We start from the raw sequence: 18,307 nt of genomic DNA on the forward strand, positions 1-18,307 counted from the left end.
TTGGTGATTCAGTGTTTATACACTAAATGAAGCGCCACAGCCGCAAGTGGTAGTGGCATTTGGGTTATCAATAAAGAAGCGTGCACCTTCTAACCCTTCGGTGTAATCCACTTTACCACCGATCAAATATTGCAAACTCATGGGATCAACCACCAGCGTCACGCCACTGTTGACGATCGTGGTGTCTCCATCATTGACGTTTTCGTCAAAGGTGAAACCATATTGAAAACCGCTACAGCCGCCTCCAGTAATGTATACTCGCAGCTTGAGCTCTGGGTTTTCTTCTTCTGCAATCAAGGTTTTGACACGCATTGCAGCTGTATCAGAAAACGTTAAAGGTACATTGACTTCGCTCACGACGACCTCTCTTTTTTATTTGGGTGAGACTGAATAGACACAGATGCCACAGCCTATCCCATGTATCTCATATTAGGTGATTATCTAATACCTGACTGCTGCGTTCAAGTATTCACCAATAACATTCCACTCAGTTGACGCTTTTTTCTTGTTTTAAGACGCTTTTTTTAAATGATATCGCGATTATTTTTAACTTATCATTCCTCGCTGAGTCTTGGACAGGTACAATGCCTTGCAAATTGGTCCGAGCAATCAAAAGAGGATATACCAATGACCAAATCCGCAGAGCTTTACGCAAAAGCACAGCAACGTATTCCCGGTGGCGTTAACTCGCCAGTACGCGCGTTTAATGGTGTCGGTGGTTCGCCTTTATTTATCGAACGAGCAGACGGCGCCTTAATCTTTGATGCCGATGGCAAAGCGTACATCGACTACGTAGGGTCTTGGGGTCCGATGATTCTTGGCCACAATCACGCGGTTATCCGTGAAGCGGTCATTGAAGCCGCTCAGCGGGGTTTAAGCTTTGGAGCCCCTACCGAGCTTGAAATTAATATGGCCGAATTGGTGAGTGAACTCGTCCCCTCTATGGAACAAGTACGCATGGTAAGCTCAGGTACTGAAGCAACCATGAGTGCGATTCGCCTCGCTCGCGGTTACACCGGACGCGATAAAATCATCAAATTTGAAGGCTGCTACCACGGTCATGCTGATAGCCTGTTAGTCAAAGCTGGGTCTGGTGCGCTCACCTTGGGCCAACCTAGTTCTCCCGGTGTACCTGCTGATTTTGCGAAACACACATTAACCGCAACCTTTAACGATCTGGAGTCTGTTCGTGAGCTGTTTGCCACTCACAAAGATCAAATTGCTTGTATTATCGTTGAACCCGTTGCTGGCAACATGAACTGTATCCCACCTGTCGATGGTTTTCATCAAGGTCTACGCGAGATCTGTGACCAAGAAGGTGCGTTACTGATCTTTGATGAAGTCATGACCGGTTTTCGTGTGGCATTGGGCGGCGCTCAAGCACACTACAACATCAAACCCGATTTGACCACGCTAGGTAAAGTCATCGGCGGCGGTATGCCTGTAGGGGCCTTTGGCGGTCGCAAAGAAGTAATGCAGCACGTGGCTCCAACAGGGCCGGTTTATCAAGCGGGCACGCTCTCTGGTAATCCGGTGGCCATGGCGGCAGGCTACGCGTGTCTCAACATGCTAAAAGAAGAAGGCAATGAAAAACGCCTAGCGTCTAAGACCAAACAACTTGCTGACGGCTTCAAAGAGCTTGCAGACAAGTACGGCATTCCGTTGGTCGTACACCAAGTTGGCGGGATGTTCGGTTTCTTCTTTACCGACCAACCGGAAGTCACTTGCTACGAACATGTCGCTCAATGTGATGTAGAACGCTTTAAACGCTTCTTCCACCTTATGTTGGGGTACGGCGTATACTTGGCGCCATCAGCCTTTGAAGCCAGCTTTACCTCGCTCGCTCACGGTTCAAAAGAGATTGAAGCAACGCTTGAAGCGGCAGAACGCAGCTTTGCTGAACTCGCCAAACAAGCATAAAAGTCAGCGCTCAGGCGAGAATTCGTCTGAGCGTTTTATTGCCAATTAAGCATCACCAAGATAGCTAAAATCCCCAGCACCACACCAAACCATGGCACCTTTCTGATTTTATTCATGTTTTGGTTTTTATCTTTTGCCTTATTATCGCAACACCCCATTTCACTGACTCCATTGATCGCACTTACGTTTGCCGTCATTATACTCTCATTCAAATCACCATATAGGTCATGAACGTGAGAGAAAATCTAAAAATATCATCCAGCCATTGGGTATTGATCATTGCGTTATTGGCCGCAATGTTTGCCTGTTACCAGCTGTTAATTCCTTATCTCAATCCGATTATCTTGGCGTTTATCATTTCGATGTTGATGTACCCACTGCATGAAAAAATCGAAGCGCGATTTGGTGAGCACCCCAATATTTGTTCCCTAATCTCCTGTACCATTTTGACCTTTATTATTGTGATACCACTACTTTTTGTACTCTCAGCCTTAGTACAACAAGGGTCTGTATTATCAGAAAACATATATAAATGGGTAACCCATGATGGTATTCAAACGGCCTTTGAACACCCTTGGGTCACGACCGCTTTAAACTGGGCAAATCACTATTTACCTTTTGATGAAGTGGAACCTCAAGATATTGCTAAACGCCTTGCTGAATTTGCTTCTGGTTTTGGCACACGCCTGGTTGGCATGAGTGCCAAGATATTAGGAGACGCCACCAACTTCCTACTCGACTTCTTCTTAATGCTGTTTGTGCTGTTCTTTTTACTTCGCGATCACAATCGTATTATTCATATTATTCGTCATATATTGCCGTTTTCACGTAGCCAAGAAGACCGTTTGTTTGAAGAAGTAGAGAAAGTGTCCAAATCTGCGGTAATGGGCTCGTTTTTAACCGCACTTGCTCAGGGATTTGCTGGTGGTATCGGAATGGGCATTACCGGATTTCCTATGTTATTTTGGGGCACAATGATGGGCTTTGCCTCATTCATCCCCGTTGTTGGTACCGCTTTAGTTTGGATTCCCGCCGCTGCGTATCTCTTTTTGACTGGCGACACGACCTGGGCGATTTTCCTTGCAGCGTGGAGTATTGTGGTGGTGGGTTCCATTGACAACCTTCTGCGCCCACTGCTAATGCAGGGCAGCAATGGCATGAATACCTTGATGATTTTCTTCTCTTTATTAGGAGGATTGCAATTGTTCGGGCTTATAGGGCTACTTTACGGCCCATTAATTTTTGCTATTACCATCGTGTTGTTTAATCTCTACGAGGAAGAGTTTTCTCGCTTTCTCGATAAGCAAGATCAAAGCTAATGCTTCAAGCAACGGGCGGTTTATGCGAAAATCGCCCCTTGTTTTGACTACACCATCATTTTTATGTCTGCTTATACTGCTCCAAGCCAAATTGCTCAGCGTCAATTAGCCTATTTTGCCGATAAACACCTTGTTGTTGCCGGCGAAGTTGAAGACTTATTTCCTCTTGAGCTTACCGAGCACTGCGCATCGGTTTCCGTCTTTACAACCCATTACGGCTATTACCGTCAATTGCAGTCTCACCCAGAGATCTACAGTGAGTTTGGTATCGAGTGGCGAGCAGAAAAACCCGCAGATATGATTCTACTCTATTGGCCTAAAGCGAAAGCGGAAGCGGAATATTTACTGTCAATGTTAATGAGTAAATTGGGCGTAGGTACCGAAATTGTGGTGGTTGGTGAAAACCGCTCAGGCGTCAAAAGCATTGAGCAACAATTTCAGGCGTATGGCGCAATCAATAAATATGATTCAGCCCGGCGCTGTTCCTTTTATTGGGGGCAATGCGAACAAGTCACCAAACCCTTTGAACTGCAAGCTTGGTTTAAAACCTACCAAGTTGATTATCAGCAGCACACACTTACAGTAAAAAGCTTACCTGGTGTATTTAGCCATGGTGAATTTGACCATGGCTCTCGCCTGCTGTTGGATTCACTTCCAACATTGCGGGGAAAAACGCTCGACTTTGGCTGTGGTGCGGGGGTTATCGGCGCAGTGCTTGCCACGTTGAATCCAGATATCGAACTAGAGATGACCGATGTCAGTGCGCTTGCCATAGCCTCTAGCCAAGAGACATTGAATGCCAACCAATTGACAGGTCGCGTATTTGCCTCGGATGTGTATTCCAACACGGCGAGCGATTACGATTATATTATTAGTAATCCACCGTTCCACTCGGGGCTGGACACCAGTTACAGCGCGACTGAAACCTTATTACGTGACGCGCCGAACCATCAAACCGCTCACGGTGAATTGTTTATCGTTGCCAACAGCTTTTTAAAATACCCACCGATTATTGAGGGGAGTTATGGGCACTGCGAAACCATCAATAAAACCAATAAATTTTCCATTTATCACGCGAAAAAGTAATATTTAGGCCTGAAAATCACCGTATTTTCAGGCTCTTTCATTCCTTACTGGTAAAAAGTGGGCGTTTAACCACGCTTCCTACCCAACTTACTTGTCAAAGCGAAAAAACTCTTTAATTTGTGCTGTTAGAGCCTTGAGGGCTCTCAACCATCGTGACTTTCCCTCTTGGAATAAACAGCATAATTATGTTCAGCCTTTATAAAAAACAGAAATTTAAGCGTCTTCATAACACCTTAATGCTGGCTTTTTTGGTCTTGAGCATTACTCCACTCACGGTTACCGCGCTGTTTTTCCTTCAATCTCACAGTAAAGATCTTCAAGAACAAAGTACGTCTCACTTACGCTCTGTCCGCGATAGCAAGCAACAGCAGGTTATTGACTACTTGCTGGCGAAAGAGTCCGAAGTGATGGGATTTGTCCGCTCGGAGCTGGCTTACGCCAGTGGTGGGCGATTTTATGGGTTAGTCAACGCTTTCCAAAACCTAGGACTAACCATCGAGCAAGCTCGCAGTAATGCTCAGCAGCGTTATATCAGAGGTTCTGGGGACCAAATAAAAACATCGATTTTACCGGAATCGTCCTTATTTAACGGAACGGAGCGATATCGCTTATTGCATAAACGTTACCATCGAAGTTACTTAGAACTGCTTAAACGATCCGATTTTGACGACATTTTATTGGTCGACCGTGAAGGAAATGTCACCTATTCCATCTATAAATATGGCTACTACGGGACAAACTTGCACAGTGGTCGCTATAAAAACGACAAACTTGGTGAGACATTTCGTCAACTCGAACAATGGGTACACGAAAAGCGAAAAACCAACGAAGACTTTACGCCTGTTGTACTCTCTGATTTCGCACAAGATGAACATGGAGAGCGCGTCGCTTGGCTTGCCGCGCCGATTATTCAGCAAGGCTATCTTCACAGCTATGCGATGTTTCGGCTACCCAATAACGGCATTACTAAGCTCATAGCGGATAAATCCCGTCATACTTCAGGGCTTCGAACGCTATTAGTTGGTGAAAACCACCAATCAAAGACATTGGCTTATCAACAATCAGACATTGATAAAAGTGTTGATGTGATCGACAAAGCGCTGGCAGGCGCTGCCGATGTCGGGACCTATACCAACACCAACAATCAACCGATTATCGCCGCGTATGCGCCAATTTCACTCAAAGGAATCCATTGGGCCATCGTCGTCGAAATTCCGCAAAAAGAAGCGTTCGCTCGAGTTAATCAGCTCGAAACCGTATTTATTTTCGCTATGGTTACCGCCATTATTTTAGTCTTTATCGCCTCTCATTATCTTTCTAACTTCATTACCGCACCGCTACTGAAGCTCACTTGGGCTGCCGAAAAGGTCTCAGCGGGTGAGCTAGACACCGAAATTATTCATACCGACCGCAAAGATGAAATTGGTCGCTTAGCCGTCAGTTTTGAGCGGATGCAACGCTCGATCCACGATAAAATGCAACTGATCAATCAAAAAAATCAGGAACTGGCAGAAAACCTCAAGCTGATTCAAAAGCAAAATGACGATTTGCAACTCGCCGATAAGCTCAAAGATGAATTCTTGGCAACCACCTCCCATGAGTTAAGAACTCCACTGCATGGTATGGTCGGGATCGCAGAGGCGTTAACCAGCGGAGCGAATGGCCCCCTGACCTCTGATCACAAATATCAATTAGATATCATCATTAGCAGCGGCCAACGTCTTGCTAATTTGGTCGATGACCTGCTCGACTACCATAAGATGCGCTATGGAAATTTAGATATTCATACTACCGCTGTCGATATCTCCAGCTCGACACGCCTTGTCTTAGAGCTATCCTCTCACCTGCTGGGTAACAAGCCGCTGCGTATTATTAATCAGATTGAAGATCAGCCACTGTGGGTCAGCGCCGATCCTCAGCGCCTTGAGCAAGTGATGTACAACTTGGTTGGCAATGCCATTAAATACACCAGTGAAGGAAAAATAGTTATTTCTGCCAGTGTGGTTGATGACCACATTCGCGTTCAAGTCGTCGACACCGGGCAAGGCATTCCAGCCGATCAACTTGAGCATATTTTTGAACCACTGATACAAGCGGGCAATGATGCCAACCGTTATCGACAAGGCGCAGGGCTCGGGCTTTCAATTAGCCGCCAATTAGTCGAACTGATGGATGGTTCGCTCTATGTCAGCAGTCAACCTATGGTGGGGACCACCTTTAGCTTCACACTCCCCGTTGCTTCAAGAGAACAAATTGAGCAAGTTGATCAACGGAATAACACCCATTTTAGTGTGCCTGAAAGCAATGACCTCGACTTAACTGACCGCCGCGGCCTGCAAGAGAATCCTGATGGGCCTTTGCTACTCATTGTTGATGATGAACCGGTCAATGTCCGGGTACTCGATAGCTTCCTGCGCATGGAAGGTTATCGAGTACGCAGCGCGCAAAGCGGTCCTGAAGCACTGGAGTTAATTGACCAGCAAAAACCGGAATTACTTCTGCTTGATATCATGATGCCAGGAATGAGTGGCTATGAAGTATGTGAAACACTGCGTCAGCGCTACGATCATGCCAGTTTGCCGATCATCATGCTCACCGCATTAAATCAGCCCAATGATCGTATTCGAGGGTTTGACGCCGGTGCCAACGATTACCTATCAAAGCCATTTAACAAACAAGAATTAGCGGCACGTATTGCAGCTCATTTAACGGCCAGTAAAGCCGAACAGCGGCGGCTAGAAAATCAGTTCCTAAAATCAGAACTCAAGCAAAGAGCAATGATCGAAGCAAGCCTGCTAGAAACACAAGGACGCTTACTTGAACAACTTGATAGCGCGCCTGAAGCCATATTATGTCTACGCGAAGACAATCGTATTCGCTATGCCAATGAAGCTGCAGCTAAGCTGTTTCATCGAACCCAAGAGCAACTCAAACGCTCCAACGCCAGCGAGTTGATCGCGCTAAAATATCTCGAGGTGAATCAAGAACATTACTGTGGCGATATCAGCGTCTATATTAAGGAAGTCCGCCAAACGTTAACCTGTGACATTCTGACTCTTCCAAAAGGAGGTGAGCTGAAATCACTGTATATCTTTGCCGCTGAAGGGACCTATCACAGCCACCGTATTACCGATCTAGAAACCGCAGTCGAAGCGCTTTCCAGCTATGCGTTTGAGGGCGATGCCGCGAAACTCGAGGAACTAAAACAGCTTGGCGGCGAATTCAGCCAAATGGTAGACAAAGCGGGGGATGACCGCTTGTCTAAACCCGAGTTGATGCGTGAAGTCTTAGTCGATGCGATGACCAGCGCACTCGACTATTGGGAGAATGTCACCGGCCAGAGTAAATTTACTTTTGCTGAGCAAAGTGGCTTATGGCGCGTATACCTAGATAGAAGCACTCTACAAACCCGTACCTTAGATAAATACTTACGCATCGAAACGCTCCCCAAAACCCCGCGTTGGCGTACCGTATTGAACTCCCTGGATTACATTCTTGAGCATTGCCAAGAGCAAAGCCCTGAGCGTGTGCATATCGAAAAGCTACGCGACAAACTGCAGCACCTGCTGACGAGCTGATCAACGTGTCTAATCACGGTTGATATCATGAGCATTAATACCGCCCTGACTCCCTTAGCCTGCGCTTTGAAGTATCATGCCTAAGGCGCGATACCCTTATTGCACCTTATCAACCGGACTTGCTGCGATGAGATAAGCGTCTGGGTATTTGCTCTTAATAATTGATGAGAAATAACATCAAGATTCGATTTCCACTAAAAGAGAAGTGGGCGGATAAAGCTGACAAGCGCACTACTTAGCAGCGATAAAACGTCATAAAACCTGCGGATTGCGAGTCTAATCACAACAATCTCAGCATGGTAATTTGGACGCATAAAATAATCGTCAACCACCAAGTGATGAAGATCGCACCTCAAAATAAAATCAGACAACCCCTTATTATAAAAAACCTGAAAAGTAAGTAAATACTCACACACATATAACAAAGGTGGAGAAACTGCGAGCCAGTTCAAGCGTCTTTTTAGGATGTCCAACGTGAGTTTTTTCTTATTTTTGCAGATATTGACGGACTTCAAAGTGGTTTTGACGTTTTTAACGAGAAAGGCAATTGCCTAATTTGTCGATAAGGTGTTTTCTTAACTCTAACTAAGGGCTACAGGCCACTCATATTACTTTCAGCCATCGGCAGAAACGATCCCTGAGGTAGTTCTTAGAGAGTGATGAAAACGTGATTCATCACAAGTGAAATGAAAGCAAATAGTAAGGAACAGCTATGCTTGCCAATATAAAAAAAACCGCAGTAGCAACCGCAATGATTGCTACTGCAACCACTGGATATGCTTCGTTTGCAAACGCAGCAGAACGCAGTGAGTTAACGGTTCATCCTAAAGAGTTTACTACTTTTGTTCGTAACTTTAATCCTTATTTGGGCGCAACTAACCTGCACACGACGACGGACTTTATGTACGAACCTCTTGTGGTCTTTAACGAAATGCATGGTAATACTCCTGTATTTCGTTTAGCTGAAAGCTACAAAATGGCTGACGATCTAATGAGCGTCACTTTTAACATTCGCAAAGGCGTCAAGTGGTCAGATGGCCAAGCGTTTACCGCCGATGATGTAATTTATTCGTTTAACTTAGTAAAAGAAAAACCAGAATTGGATCAAAGTGGTATCAACTCTTGGGTTTCTGGTGTTGAAAAGATTAGCGACTATCAAGTTCGCTTCCGCTTAACGGAAGCCAACTCCAATGTTCCTTACGAAATTTCAAAAGTGCCGGTTGTCCCTGAGCACATCTGGAAAAACGTTAAAGACCCAGCAACATTTACTAACGAGAATCCGGTAGGGTCCGGTCCTTTTACCGAAATCGATACCTTTACGGCTCAGCTGTACATTCAATGTCGTAACCCCAACTACTGGGACAATGACAATCTAGACGTTGATTGTTTGCGAGTGCCACAAATCGCTAATAACGATCAATTTCTAGGTAAAGTCGTGAACGGTGAAATGGATTGGACGTCTTCGTTTATTCCCGATATCGACCGGACTTACGCTGCGGCGAGTCCAACCCACCACTACTGGTACCCGCCATCAGGTACTCAAGCGTTCGTGGTGAACTTCAAAAACCCAGACCCTGCGAAAAATGAAGCCCTCACCAACGTCGATTTTCGTCGTGCATTCTCAATGGCGCTGGATCGTCAAACAATCATCGATATCGCTTTTTACGGTGGCGGTACAGTCAATGACTTCGCTTCCGGCCTGGGCTATGCGTTTGAAGCTTGGTCTGATGAAAGTGTTCACAACAAGTTCAAACAATATAACTCTTATAACCTCGACGCTTCGAAATCTCTACTCAACAAAGCTGGATTTCAAGATGTGGATGGTGACGGGTTTGTTGAAACACCTTCTGGTAAATCTTTTGAGCTGATGATTCAATCCCCCAATGGTTGGACGGACTTTAACAACACGGTGCAATTAGCCGTTGAACAGTTAGCTGAAGCGGGCATCAAAGCCAAAGCTCGTACGCCAGACTTCTCGGTTTATAACCAAGCGATGCTCGAAGGTACCTACGATGTGGCTTACACCAACTATTTCCACGGTGCCGACCCTTATACCTACTGGAATAGTGCCTATAACTCAGCGTTGCAATCTGGTGAAGGTATGCCGAGATTCGCGATGCACTTTTACAAGAATCAGAAGCTGGATGGGTTGCTAAACAGCTTCTATAAGACTGCGGATAAAGATGAGCAGTTAGATATCGCTCATGGGATTCAGCAAATCATTGCCAAAGACCAAGTAACCATTCCTGTGATGTCTGGCGCCTACATGTTCCAGTACAACACCAAACGCTTCACGGGTTGGTGGAATGAAGAGAATCCGAAAGGCCGTCCAAACATTTGGGCTGGTATTCCAGAGCGTCTCTTGCATGTATTGGATTTAAAACCAGTTCAGTAACAGTCCCTCTGTTAGCGGCACGCGACTGTGTGCCGCTCTATCCCCCTAACTATCAATATCTTAATTGATGGCGCTCGTACGTCAGGGGGGAATTTACTTTGAATTTAAGGTTTCAAAGTCATCTCCAACCAGAGCCAATAAATCTGGGTGAGTTTTAAGGTGTGAGTTATGGGTTATTTTTTAAGACGTCTGTCATTTTATTTGGTCGCTTTACTGGTTGCGGCAACATTAAATTTTGTTATTCCACGAGCAATGCCCGGCGATCCGGTAACGATGATGTTTGCAAACGCCTCGGTGCAAGTGACGCCTGAGCGAATTGCCGCCATGAAAGAACTACTGGGCTTTGTCGATGGCGGTCTGGTCACTCAATACATTGCTTATATGAAAAATATATTGAGCTGGGAATTAGGCACATCCATTCAATTTTATCCTTTGTCTGTCAACTCACTGCTTGGCAGCGCATTTGGCTGGTCACTGTTTTTAGCAGGCAGTGCGGTCATTCTGTCTTTTTCTCTCGGTTCACTGCTTGGCATTTTTGCCGCTTGGAAGCGCGGCAGTAAATACGACACTTTCGTAACACCTGGCATGTTGATACTACAAGCCGTACCACAAGTGGTCATTGCCATGCTGGCACTATTTATCTTTGCCATTGGTCTCAAATGGTTTCCAACCGGTTATGCCTATACCCCAGGAACCACCCCTGACTGGACAAACTGGGCGTTTGTAAAAGATGTCGGTTACCACGCGGTATTGCCTTTGATTTGCGCATCAGTCGTTCAAATCGGTGGATTTCTGGTCAATATGCGTAACAACATGATTAACCTTCTCGCCGAAGACTACATCACCATGGCAAAAGGCAAAGGATTAAGCGAAAACCGAGTGGTATTCAACTATGCGGCGCGTAACGCCCTACTGCCAAGCGTTACGGCTCTCTCTATGTCACTTGGCATGGCAATCGGTGGTCAGCTGATTGTTGAGATCATTTTCAACTACCCAGGACTTGGAACGGTGCTGCTCAATGCTATCAATGCTCGTGACTATCAGGTTCTCCAGGGGCAGCTGCTGATCATGACCTTGTTCATGCTGTCCTTCAACTTAATCGCAGACATGTTGTATGTCGTACTCGATCCTCGCCTACGTAAAGGAGGCAAATAATCATGCAAGCTCTGATTCAACTGATCCTGCGTAATCCGGTCGCTCGTGCGGGTTCGTTCATCGTCGGTCTGTTCTTATTCGTTGCACTCGCGGCCCCTCTATTAACTAAGCATGCGCCGGATAAGCGTACTGGTAACCCTCATGAATACCCAAGTTGGGTGACCAAAGCCGCCAATACTAACCCGGACGGTTGGATTGCGACTCACTTGGGTAATGACCGCCGTACGCTTGCGATGTCCAAAAAGCAAGACCATACCCTTGGTACGACACGAATGGGACGCGACGTATGGTCCCAACTGGCGCACGGAGCTCGAGTATCTCTCGCGGTAGGCTTTGGCGCTGGAATAACGGTCTGTTTCCTTGCGACTGTAATTGGCATTTCAGCTGGCTATTTTGGCGGACGTATCGATGATGTGCTTACCGCGGCAATGAATATCATGCTTGTGATTCCACAGTATCCGCTGCTGTTTGTCCTTGCCGCATTTATTGGTGAAGCTGGGCCACTAACCATCGCCATTATTATCGGTTGTACATCGTGGGCCTGGGGGGCTCGTGTCGTGCGATCACAAACCTTGGCGCTGCGAGAGAAAGAATTTGTCAAAGCAGCAGAGGTTCTTGGAGAGTCTGCTTTTCGCATCATTTTCGTTGAAATCTTACCCAACCTCGTGCCAATCGTCGGTGCAAGTTTTATAGGCTCGGTGATGTATGCCATCACCATGGAATCGATTATCTCCTTCTTGGGGCTAGGCGACCCGAATACCATCAGTTGGGGCATTATGCTTTATAACGTTCAAACGTCTTCATCAATGCTTATTGGTGCTTGGTGGGAGTTGCTAGCGCCTTGTATTGCTCTGACTCTACTTGTCACCGGTTTAGCGCTACTTAACTTCGCCGTCGATGAAATTGCCAACCCACAACTACGGGCTCAAAAAGGCATGAAACGCTGGAAGAAACTGGTCAAGCAAGAGAAACAATCTCAGAAGCCAGAGCCATCAACTCAACATGCCTTGTGGAATGGAGACAAATAATCATGACTCAACCGCTAATTTCAATCCGCAATCTATGCGTTGACTACATTACTGATGCTGGCGATGTCCGTGCCTGCAATAACGTGAGCTTTGACATAGCTCCTGGTGAGGTTTTTGGCCTCGCTGGAGAGTCTGGCTGTGGTAAGTCTACGGTTGCCTTCTCGCTCATGCGCCTTCACAAGCCACCAGCATTTATCACCGGCGGAGAGGTTGTTTTCAATGGTGAAGACATCCTCAAGTACAGCGAATCCCAAATGCAGGCATTTCGCTGGAGCCAAATGTCGATGGTATTTCAAAGTGCCATGAATGCATTAAATCCCGTTCTTACGATGGAAGAGCAGTTTTGCGACGTGATCATGCGTCATACCAGCATGACGCGTCGTCAAGCCAAAAACCGAGCGGAAGGTCTATTAGAGATCGTCGACATTCATCCTAGCCGATTGAACGATTATCCTCATCAGTTTTCAGGTGGAATGCGCCAACGCTTAGTGATCGCGATTGCTTTGGCACTGAATCCCAAAATGATCATTATGGATGAACCGACAACGGCATTGGATGTCGTGGTCCAGCGTGAAATTCTACAAAAGATATACGCACTCAAAGAGGAGTTTGGCTTTTCGATCCTCTTTATCACGCATGATCTCTCGCTGATGGTCGAGTTTTCAGATCGCATTGGCATTATGTATTCGGGTGAACTGATCGAAGTGGCGCCCTCAAAACAAATACTGCAAAGCCCTTATCACCCCTACACTCATGGCCTCGGGAGCTCTTTTCCACCACTAACTGGGCCCAAAACCAAGCTCAAGGGCATTCCTGGCAACCCACTTAACTTGTTAGAAATCCCGACGGGTTGCCGCTTTCAAGCACGCTGTGATCGAGTCCATGACGCTTGCACTCATGTTGCAACGGAACTGCGCTGCATTGAACCGGGCCGCTATTCCAATTGCCACCTATACGGTGATCCCATCGTTCAAAGCAAGTTGTAACTACGAATTTTTCTGGAGTCGAATATGAGTCAAACACACGGTGAACTGTTGGTTGAAGGCAAAAACTTAGTGAAAGATTTTCCAATCAACAGCAATGCTCTGAATCAGCCAATGATGCGCGCTATTAATGACGTGTCATTTAAAATGTATAAAAGTCGCGGGCTTTCTGTGGTGGGAGAATCCGGATCAGGTAAATCAACCACGGCCAAGATGATCGCAAAAATGTACGCACCAACCGACGGTGCGATTGAATACAAAGGACGTGATATCGCCACGATCCGCGCGAAAAAAGATCTCATGTATTACCGTGAAGGTATTCAAATGGTATGGCAAGATCCTTTTGGTTCTCTCAATCCTACCCACAATATCTTTCACCATATTGCTCGGCCGCTGTTGATCCATAAAAAAGTCGCTCGCGGTAATAAGAAAGAGCTGCAGGAACGCGTTTATGACTTGCTCGAGCAAGTCGGACTGATCCCTCCCAAAGAAACGGCAGACAAGTTCCCCCATCAACTTTCCGGTGGTCAACGTCAAAGGGTGAATCTTGCCCGCAATATCGCTGTGGGCGCTGAAGTGGTTCTGGCCGATGAACCAACGTCCATGCTTGATGTTTCGATTCGCGCTGGCGTGTTGAATTTGATGGAAGAAATGAAGTTTGAGAAGCAGATGTCGCTGCTGTACATCACGCACGATATCGCCACAGCGCGCTATATAGCCGAAGACCTAGCGGTGATGTATGTCGGCCACATGGTGGAATGGGGAGACACCGAACAAATTATCCATGATCCTCAACACCCTTACACTCAACTGTTGGTTTCGGCGGTGCCCGATCCAAGTAAATCGATTCACGACAAGCTAAAAGGTCATCGCGGAGAAATTCCTCTGTGGACACCTCAGTCTACTGGATGCCCATTTTCTGGACGCTGCACTCACGCAACAGAGCGCTGCAAAGAAAGGCTTCCAGAAGTTACCCAACTGGCGGACAACCATTTTGTTCGTTGTTACCTGTATCAATAACAGGATCTTTTTCTATCGGGGCCAACCGCCTTTTCTGGCCTCGATAGAACCTTTAACCACATGATTATGGTGTTGGAGAGAGAAATGCAACTGCTCATTAACCACCTCGGCTACGAAACTGATGGCCCAAAGCAAGCGATTCTGATGACTCAGCAGCCACGTCTGACCTGTGACAATGCGAGATTGGTCGATGCCACTACCCATTTAACCGTTGCGCATTACATCGTACACCAAGGAGAAAAGGTCGCTAACTGGCCTCAAGGTTACTTCCATCAAATCGATTTTTCGACGTTAAACCATAGTGGTCAGTTTTATTTGATCTTTGAGCAAACACAATCGCCTGTATTTGAGGTTAAACCTCATCTTTTGTTGAAACGAACCTTCTCCGACCTGCTGCACTATTTCAAATCACAGCGCTGTGGTGGCCAATTTGAACAAGCTGACCACCAAGTCCCTATCTTTCAAATCAATCACCAAACTTCGCCACAAAAAGTCGACGTTCACGGCGGTTGGTACGATGCCTCTGGCGATGTCAGCAAGTATTTAAGCCACCTTTCTTACGCGAATTACTTTAATCCACAACAAATTCCTATGGTGGTTTGGAGCTTCTTAAAAAGTCATCAAACGTTAACCACGCAACAGATGTTAGCGCCCTTTGTCACTTTACGTTTAGAGGAAGAAGCCCTGTATGGCGCCGATTTTCTGATGCGAATGCAAGCGCCATCTGGCTATTTTTACATGACGGTCTTTGATCAATGGTCGAAACACACTGATCAGCGTGAAATTTGTGCTTACCAAACCCAAAACGGTGATAAATCACAAGACCATCAAAGTGGTTTTCGCCAAGGTGGGGGGATGACGATTGCGGCATTGGCTCGTATTGCACGCTGGCAATTAGCCGGGAATTACACACCACAACAATATCTTCATGCCGCCGAGAGTGGGTACCAACATTTGAGAGAGTACAATAAGCATTATCTCGATGATGGATGCGAAAACATTATTGATGAGTATTGCGCTCTGCTCGCATGTGTTGAGTTATATAAAAGTACCCAGCGAGATGAGTACCTTAAAGACAGCCGAATCTGGGCTGATCGTGTTTGTCAGCGTCAGCTCAGCGACAATAACTTCTGCCATTTTTGGTCAGCAAATAACGATGGGAGTCGGCCTTATTATCATGCTGCAGAAGCCGGGCTTCCAGGGCTTGCCCTGTGTGAATTTCTCACCATTGAATCCGATAATGATCGCAAACAAAGAATAAAACACGTGATCATTCAGGCCTGTCAATTTGAGCTGACGATTACGCACGCGACAAACAACCCATTCGGCTACCCACGCCAATACGTCAAGCCGCTTGAACAACCTAAGCATGACGCCTTTTTCATCGCCCAAAACAACGAAACAGGCTACTGGTGGCAAGGCGAAAACGCACGGCTTGCTTCCTTAGCCAGCTTTGCCTACCAAGCCGCTGAGCTCATTGACGACTCGAACTTGGGCAAAAGACTGCTCGACTATGCACAGCACGCCATTGATTGGATTTTGGGCCTCAATCCATATGACATCTGCATGCTTGATGGCCATGGTCGCAACAATCCCGATTACTTACCCCAACTTGGTTTTTTTAATGCCAAGGGAGGCATCTGTAACGGCATAACTGCAGGCGTTGATGATGCCGATGGCATCGCCTTCAATCCAGAACCTCACTGTCATGACTTGCTGCAAAACTGGCGCTGGGGAGAACAATGGATACCTCATGCCGCCTGGTTTTTACTGGCGATCAGCCAACAAACCGTACATTACTCTGCCCATTCATCACAGCATTAACCATGCCGTAAAGATTTCATGAGACGCAATAATGAATTACCGCATTGATCTTACCGTATTGAGCGAATCTGAACGCGGATGCCTAATGGGCCTGACCGTTCACAACCTCAGTGACCAACGTATTAGTTCTTGGTCACTGGAATTTCTCTTTGACCGTTATATCGAACCGAAAAGCTTAACTACAGGAGACATCCAGCAAGTGGGGAGTGATTGTTTACTGACACCGAACATGACACCACTTGAGGCCAATGGCCACTTCTATTGTGAGTTTCTCATACAGTCGATGCCGATTCGTTTTCATAGCGACGGAATTAAACAGGCGATATTAGTGGTCGACAACCACCTTCGTTACCCTGTGGACGTCACACCTATCGCACTTACGCAGCAAAATGCCGACTCATCATCGCTGCCCCATCCTCCAGTTAGCGCGATCGCGATCATTCCCAAACCGCAACAATTACAAGCGCTATCGGGGCAATTCTTACTCTCTAGTAACACCTGTCTCTTGTGTCATAGCTCGCTCGCGGCGAACGCAAAACAGTGGCTTGAACAAGAGATGGCTGAGCTATATGCCATCGAATTTGGCCAGCAACCAACCCCCACGAATCATGTGGAACTTAAATTTAATCCAACACTGAATGCACAAGGCTATCGGCTCAACGTTCAATCTCACTGCGTGTTGCTTGAGGCCAGTAGCGAACGAGGTTTTGTATATGGTGTCGCCAGCTTGCTGCAACTCTTAACCTCCCCTGACGAAAAAAACAAGTGTGGATACTTGCCATGCGTACTGATCGTCGACAAACCACGGTTTACTTATCGTGGCATGATGTTGGACTGTGCTCGTCACTTCCACAGCATCTCTAGCATCAAAAAGCTCATTAATCAGTTAGCCTATTACAAATTCAATACCTTGCATTGGCACCTAACCGATGACGAAGGCTGGCGCATCGAAATTCGAGCGTTTCCCCAACTCACCGAGATCGGGGCAAAACGCGGCCATGGCACTCAACTCGAACCTCAATTTAGCCATTTAGACAGTGTTTACGGAGAATTTTATACCCAAACGCAAATTCAAGATGTTATCGAGTATGCTGCGATTCGAGGCATTACCATCATTCCTGAAATTGATATCCCCGGACACTGCCGTGCGGCCATCAAATCTTTGCCCGAACTGCTGTTTAATCCCAATGACCACTCTCAATATAAAAGTGTTCAGCACTATCGTGACAATGTTTTATCCCCAGCTTTAGCTGGCACCTACACCTTCCTTGATACGGTCTTAGAAGAAGTCTGCGCACTCTTTCCTTCACCATGGCTGCATATTGGCGCGGATGAAGTTCCTGAAGGCGCATGGAGTGACTGCCCACTGTGTGCGGAACTGATGAAAGATCATGGCTATGAGCAGCCCAATCAGTTGCAGGGGCATCTTTTAAGCTATGTAGAAAGCAAACTCAAAAAATTGGGAAAACGTATGGTTGGTTGGGAAGAAGCACAGCATGGAAACAAAGTCAGTAAAGATACCGTGATTTACTCATGGCTTAGTGAACAAGCGGCGCTGAACTGCGCCAAGCAGGGGTTTGATGTCATCTTACAACCTGGGCAGTACACTTATCTTGATATGTGCCAAGACTTTTCCCCACAGGAACCTGGTGTCAGTTGGGCGAACGTATTGCCGTTGGAAACCACTTATCGCTATGAACCTCTCGCACAACTCGCCACCAGCGACCCAATTCGTAAACGCATTCTTGGCATTCAATGCGCCCTATGGAGTGAAATCGTCACCACGCCTCAACGCTTGGAATACATGGTGTATCCAAGGCTAAGTGCGGTTGCTGAAGTCGGTTGGAGTCAACCGACACAGCGTGAGTGGCATGATTACCTCAGCCGGTTACCCGTACATCTTAAGCGCTGGGATAAACAAGGCGTTGGCTATCGAAACCCTTGGAAAACGAGTATTTGATTGCCCCGGTGGCCAGCAACGCCCTTAATTTCAGTTACT

Annotated in this window: 13 protein-coding genes; 11 read left to right on the plus strand and 2 right to left on the minus strand. The window is 46.5% G+C overall.

Annotated elements, in window-relative coordinates; all coding sequences use genetic code 11:
- Positions 1-15: 15 nt before the first annotated feature.
- Positions 16-357 carry an iron-sulfur cluster insertion protein ErpA gene (erpA, locus tag M1D72_RS18970; RefSeq protein WP_390193583.1) on the minus strand — a complete coding sequence of 114 codons (342 nt, stop codon included), beginning with the start codon at positions 355-357 and terminating at the stop codon, positions 16-18.
- Positions 358-627: 270 nt separating this feature from the next.
- On the opposite strand from erpA, the gene hemL reads away from it, so the two are divergent.
- A complete protein-coding gene (hemL, locus tag M1D72_RS18975; protein ID WP_456296191.1) occupies positions 628-1,920 on the plus strand; it encodes a glutamate-1-semialdehyde 2,1-aminomutase in 1,293 nt (430 codons plus the stop codon).
- 35 nt (positions 1,921-1,955) lie between these two features.
- On the opposite strand, the gene M1D72_RS18980 is transcribed toward hemL, so the two are convergent.
- Positions 1,956-2,117: a hypothetical protein gene (locus M1D72_RS18980; RefSeq protein WP_456296192.1), complete on the minus strand. Its 162-nt coding sequence runs from the start codon at positions 2,115-2,117 to the stop codon at positions 1,956-1,958.
- Between the two features lie 36 nt (positions 2,118-2,153).
- Here M1D72_RS18980 and M1D72_RS18985 point away from each other — a divergent pair, with 36 nt between their 5' ends.
- The 10 genes from M1D72_RS18985 (at position 2,154) to M1D72_RS19030 (ending at position 18,268) form a co-directional block, all read left to right on the plus strand.
- A complete protein-coding gene (locus tag M1D72_RS18985; protein WP_390193588.1) occupies positions 2,154-3,239 on the plus strand; it encodes an AI-2E family transporter in 1,086 nt (361 codons plus the stop codon).
- Positions 3,240-3,302: 63 nt separating this feature from the next.
- Entirely contained in the window at positions 3,303-4,325 is a 1,023-nt protein-coding gene (gene rsmC / locus M1D72_RS18990) for a 16S rRNA (guanine(1207)-N(2))-methyltransferase RsmC (protein WP_456296193.1), read from the plus strand.
- Positions 4,326-4,510: 185 nt separating this feature from the next.
- The gene (locus M1D72_RS18995) at positions 4,511-7,903 is read left to right on the plus strand and encodes a response regulator (RefSeq protein WP_456296194.1); all 3,393 of its coding nucleotides are present in this window, start codon (positions 4,511-4,513) and stop codon (positions 7,901-7,903) included.
- Positions 7,904-8,615: 712 nt separating this feature from the next.
- Positions 8,616-10,298: an ABC transporter substrate-binding protein gene (locus tag M1D72_RS19000; protein WP_456296195.1), complete on the plus strand. Its 1,683-nt coding sequence runs from the start codon at positions 8,616-8,618 to the stop codon at positions 10,296-10,298.
- Positions 10,299-10,466: 168 nt separating this feature from the next.
- The gene (locus M1D72_RS19005) at positions 10,467-11,453 is read left to right on the plus strand and encodes an ABC transporter permease (protein ID WP_456296196.1); all 987 of its coding nucleotides are present in this window, start codon (positions 10,467-10,469) and stop codon (positions 11,451-11,453) included.
- A gap of 2 nt (positions 11,454-11,455) precedes the next feature.
- Positions 11,456-12,481 carry an ABC transporter permease gene (locus M1D72_RS19010; protein WP_456296197.1) on the plus strand — a complete coding sequence of 342 codons (1,026 nt, stop codon included), beginning with the start codon at positions 11,456-11,458 and terminating at the stop codon, positions 12,479-12,481.
- Positions 12,482-12,483: 2 nt separating this feature from the next.
- The gene (locus M1D72_RS19015) at positions 12,484-13,467 is read left to right on the plus strand and encodes an ABC transporter ATP-binding protein (RefSeq protein ID WP_456296198.1); all 984 of its coding nucleotides are present in this window, start codon (positions 12,484-12,486) and stop codon (positions 13,465-13,467) included.
- 24 nt (positions 13,468-13,491) lie between these two features.
- Positions 13,492-14,484 carry an ABC transporter ATP-binding protein gene (locus M1D72_RS19020; protein ID WP_456296199.1) on the plus strand — a complete coding sequence of 331 codons (993 nt, stop codon included), beginning with the start codon at positions 13,492-13,494 and terminating at the stop codon, positions 14,482-14,484.
- Positions 14,485-14,568: 84 nt separating this feature from the next.
- On the plus strand, positions 14,569-16,308 hold the full coding sequence (locus M1D72_RS19025) for a glycoside hydrolase family 9 protein (protein WP_456296200.1): 1,740 nt from the start codon (positions 14,569-14,571) through the stop codon (positions 16,306-16,308).
- A 31-nt stretch (positions 16,309-16,339) separates the two neighbouring features.
- On the plus strand, positions 16,340-18,268 hold the full coding sequence (locus M1D72_RS19030) for a beta-N-acetylhexosaminidase (protein ID WP_456296201.1): 1,929 nt from the start codon (positions 16,340-16,342) through the stop codon (positions 18,266-18,268).
- Positions 18,269-18,307 lie beyond the last annotated feature (39 nt).

The sequence above is a fragment of the Vibrio sp. AK197 genome, assembly GCF_053903115.1.

Coding starts and splice junctions, on each gene's coding strand:
- rsmC (WP_456296193.1), top strand. CDS start 3,303: ATGTCTGCTTATACTGCTCCAAGCCAAATTGCTCAGCGTCAATTAGCC.
- M1D72_RS19000 (WP_456296195.1), top strand. CDS start 8,616: ATGCTTGCCAATATAAAAAAAACCGCAGTAGCAACCGCAATGATTGCT.
- M1D72_RS19030 (WP_456296201.1), top strand. CDS start 16,340: ATGAATTACCGCATTGATCTTACCGTATTGAGCGAATCTGAACGCGGA.
- M1D72_RS18980 (WP_456296192.1), bottom strand. CDS start 2,117: ATGACGGCAAACGTAAGTGCGATCAATGGAGTCAGTGAAATGGGGTGT.
- M1D72_RS19020 (WP_456296199.1), top strand. CDS start 13,492: ATGAGTCAAACACACGGTGAACTGTTGGTTGAAGGCAAAAACTTAGTG.
- M1D72_RS19025 (WP_456296200.1), top strand. CDS start 14,569: ATGCAACTGCTCATTAACCACCTCGGCTACGAAACTGATGGCCCAAAG.
- M1D72_RS19015 (WP_456296198.1), top strand. CDS start 12,484: ATGACTCAACCGCTAATTTCAATCCGCAATCTATGCGTTGACTACATT.
- M1D72_RS19005 (WP_456296196.1), top strand. CDS start 10,467: ATGGGTTATTTTTTAAGACGTCTGTCATTTTATTTGGTCGCTTTACTG.
- M1D72_RS19010 (WP_456296197.1), top strand. CDS start 11,456: ATGCAAGCTCTGATTCAACTGATCCTGCGTAATCCGGTCGCTCGTGCG.
- hemL (WP_456296191.1), top strand. CDS start 628: ATGACCAAATCCGCAGAGCTTTACGCAAAAGCACAGCAACGTATTCCC.
- M1D72_RS18995 (WP_456296194.1), top strand. CDS start 4,511: ATGTTCAGCCTTTATAAAAAACAGAAATTTAAGCGTCTTCATAACACC.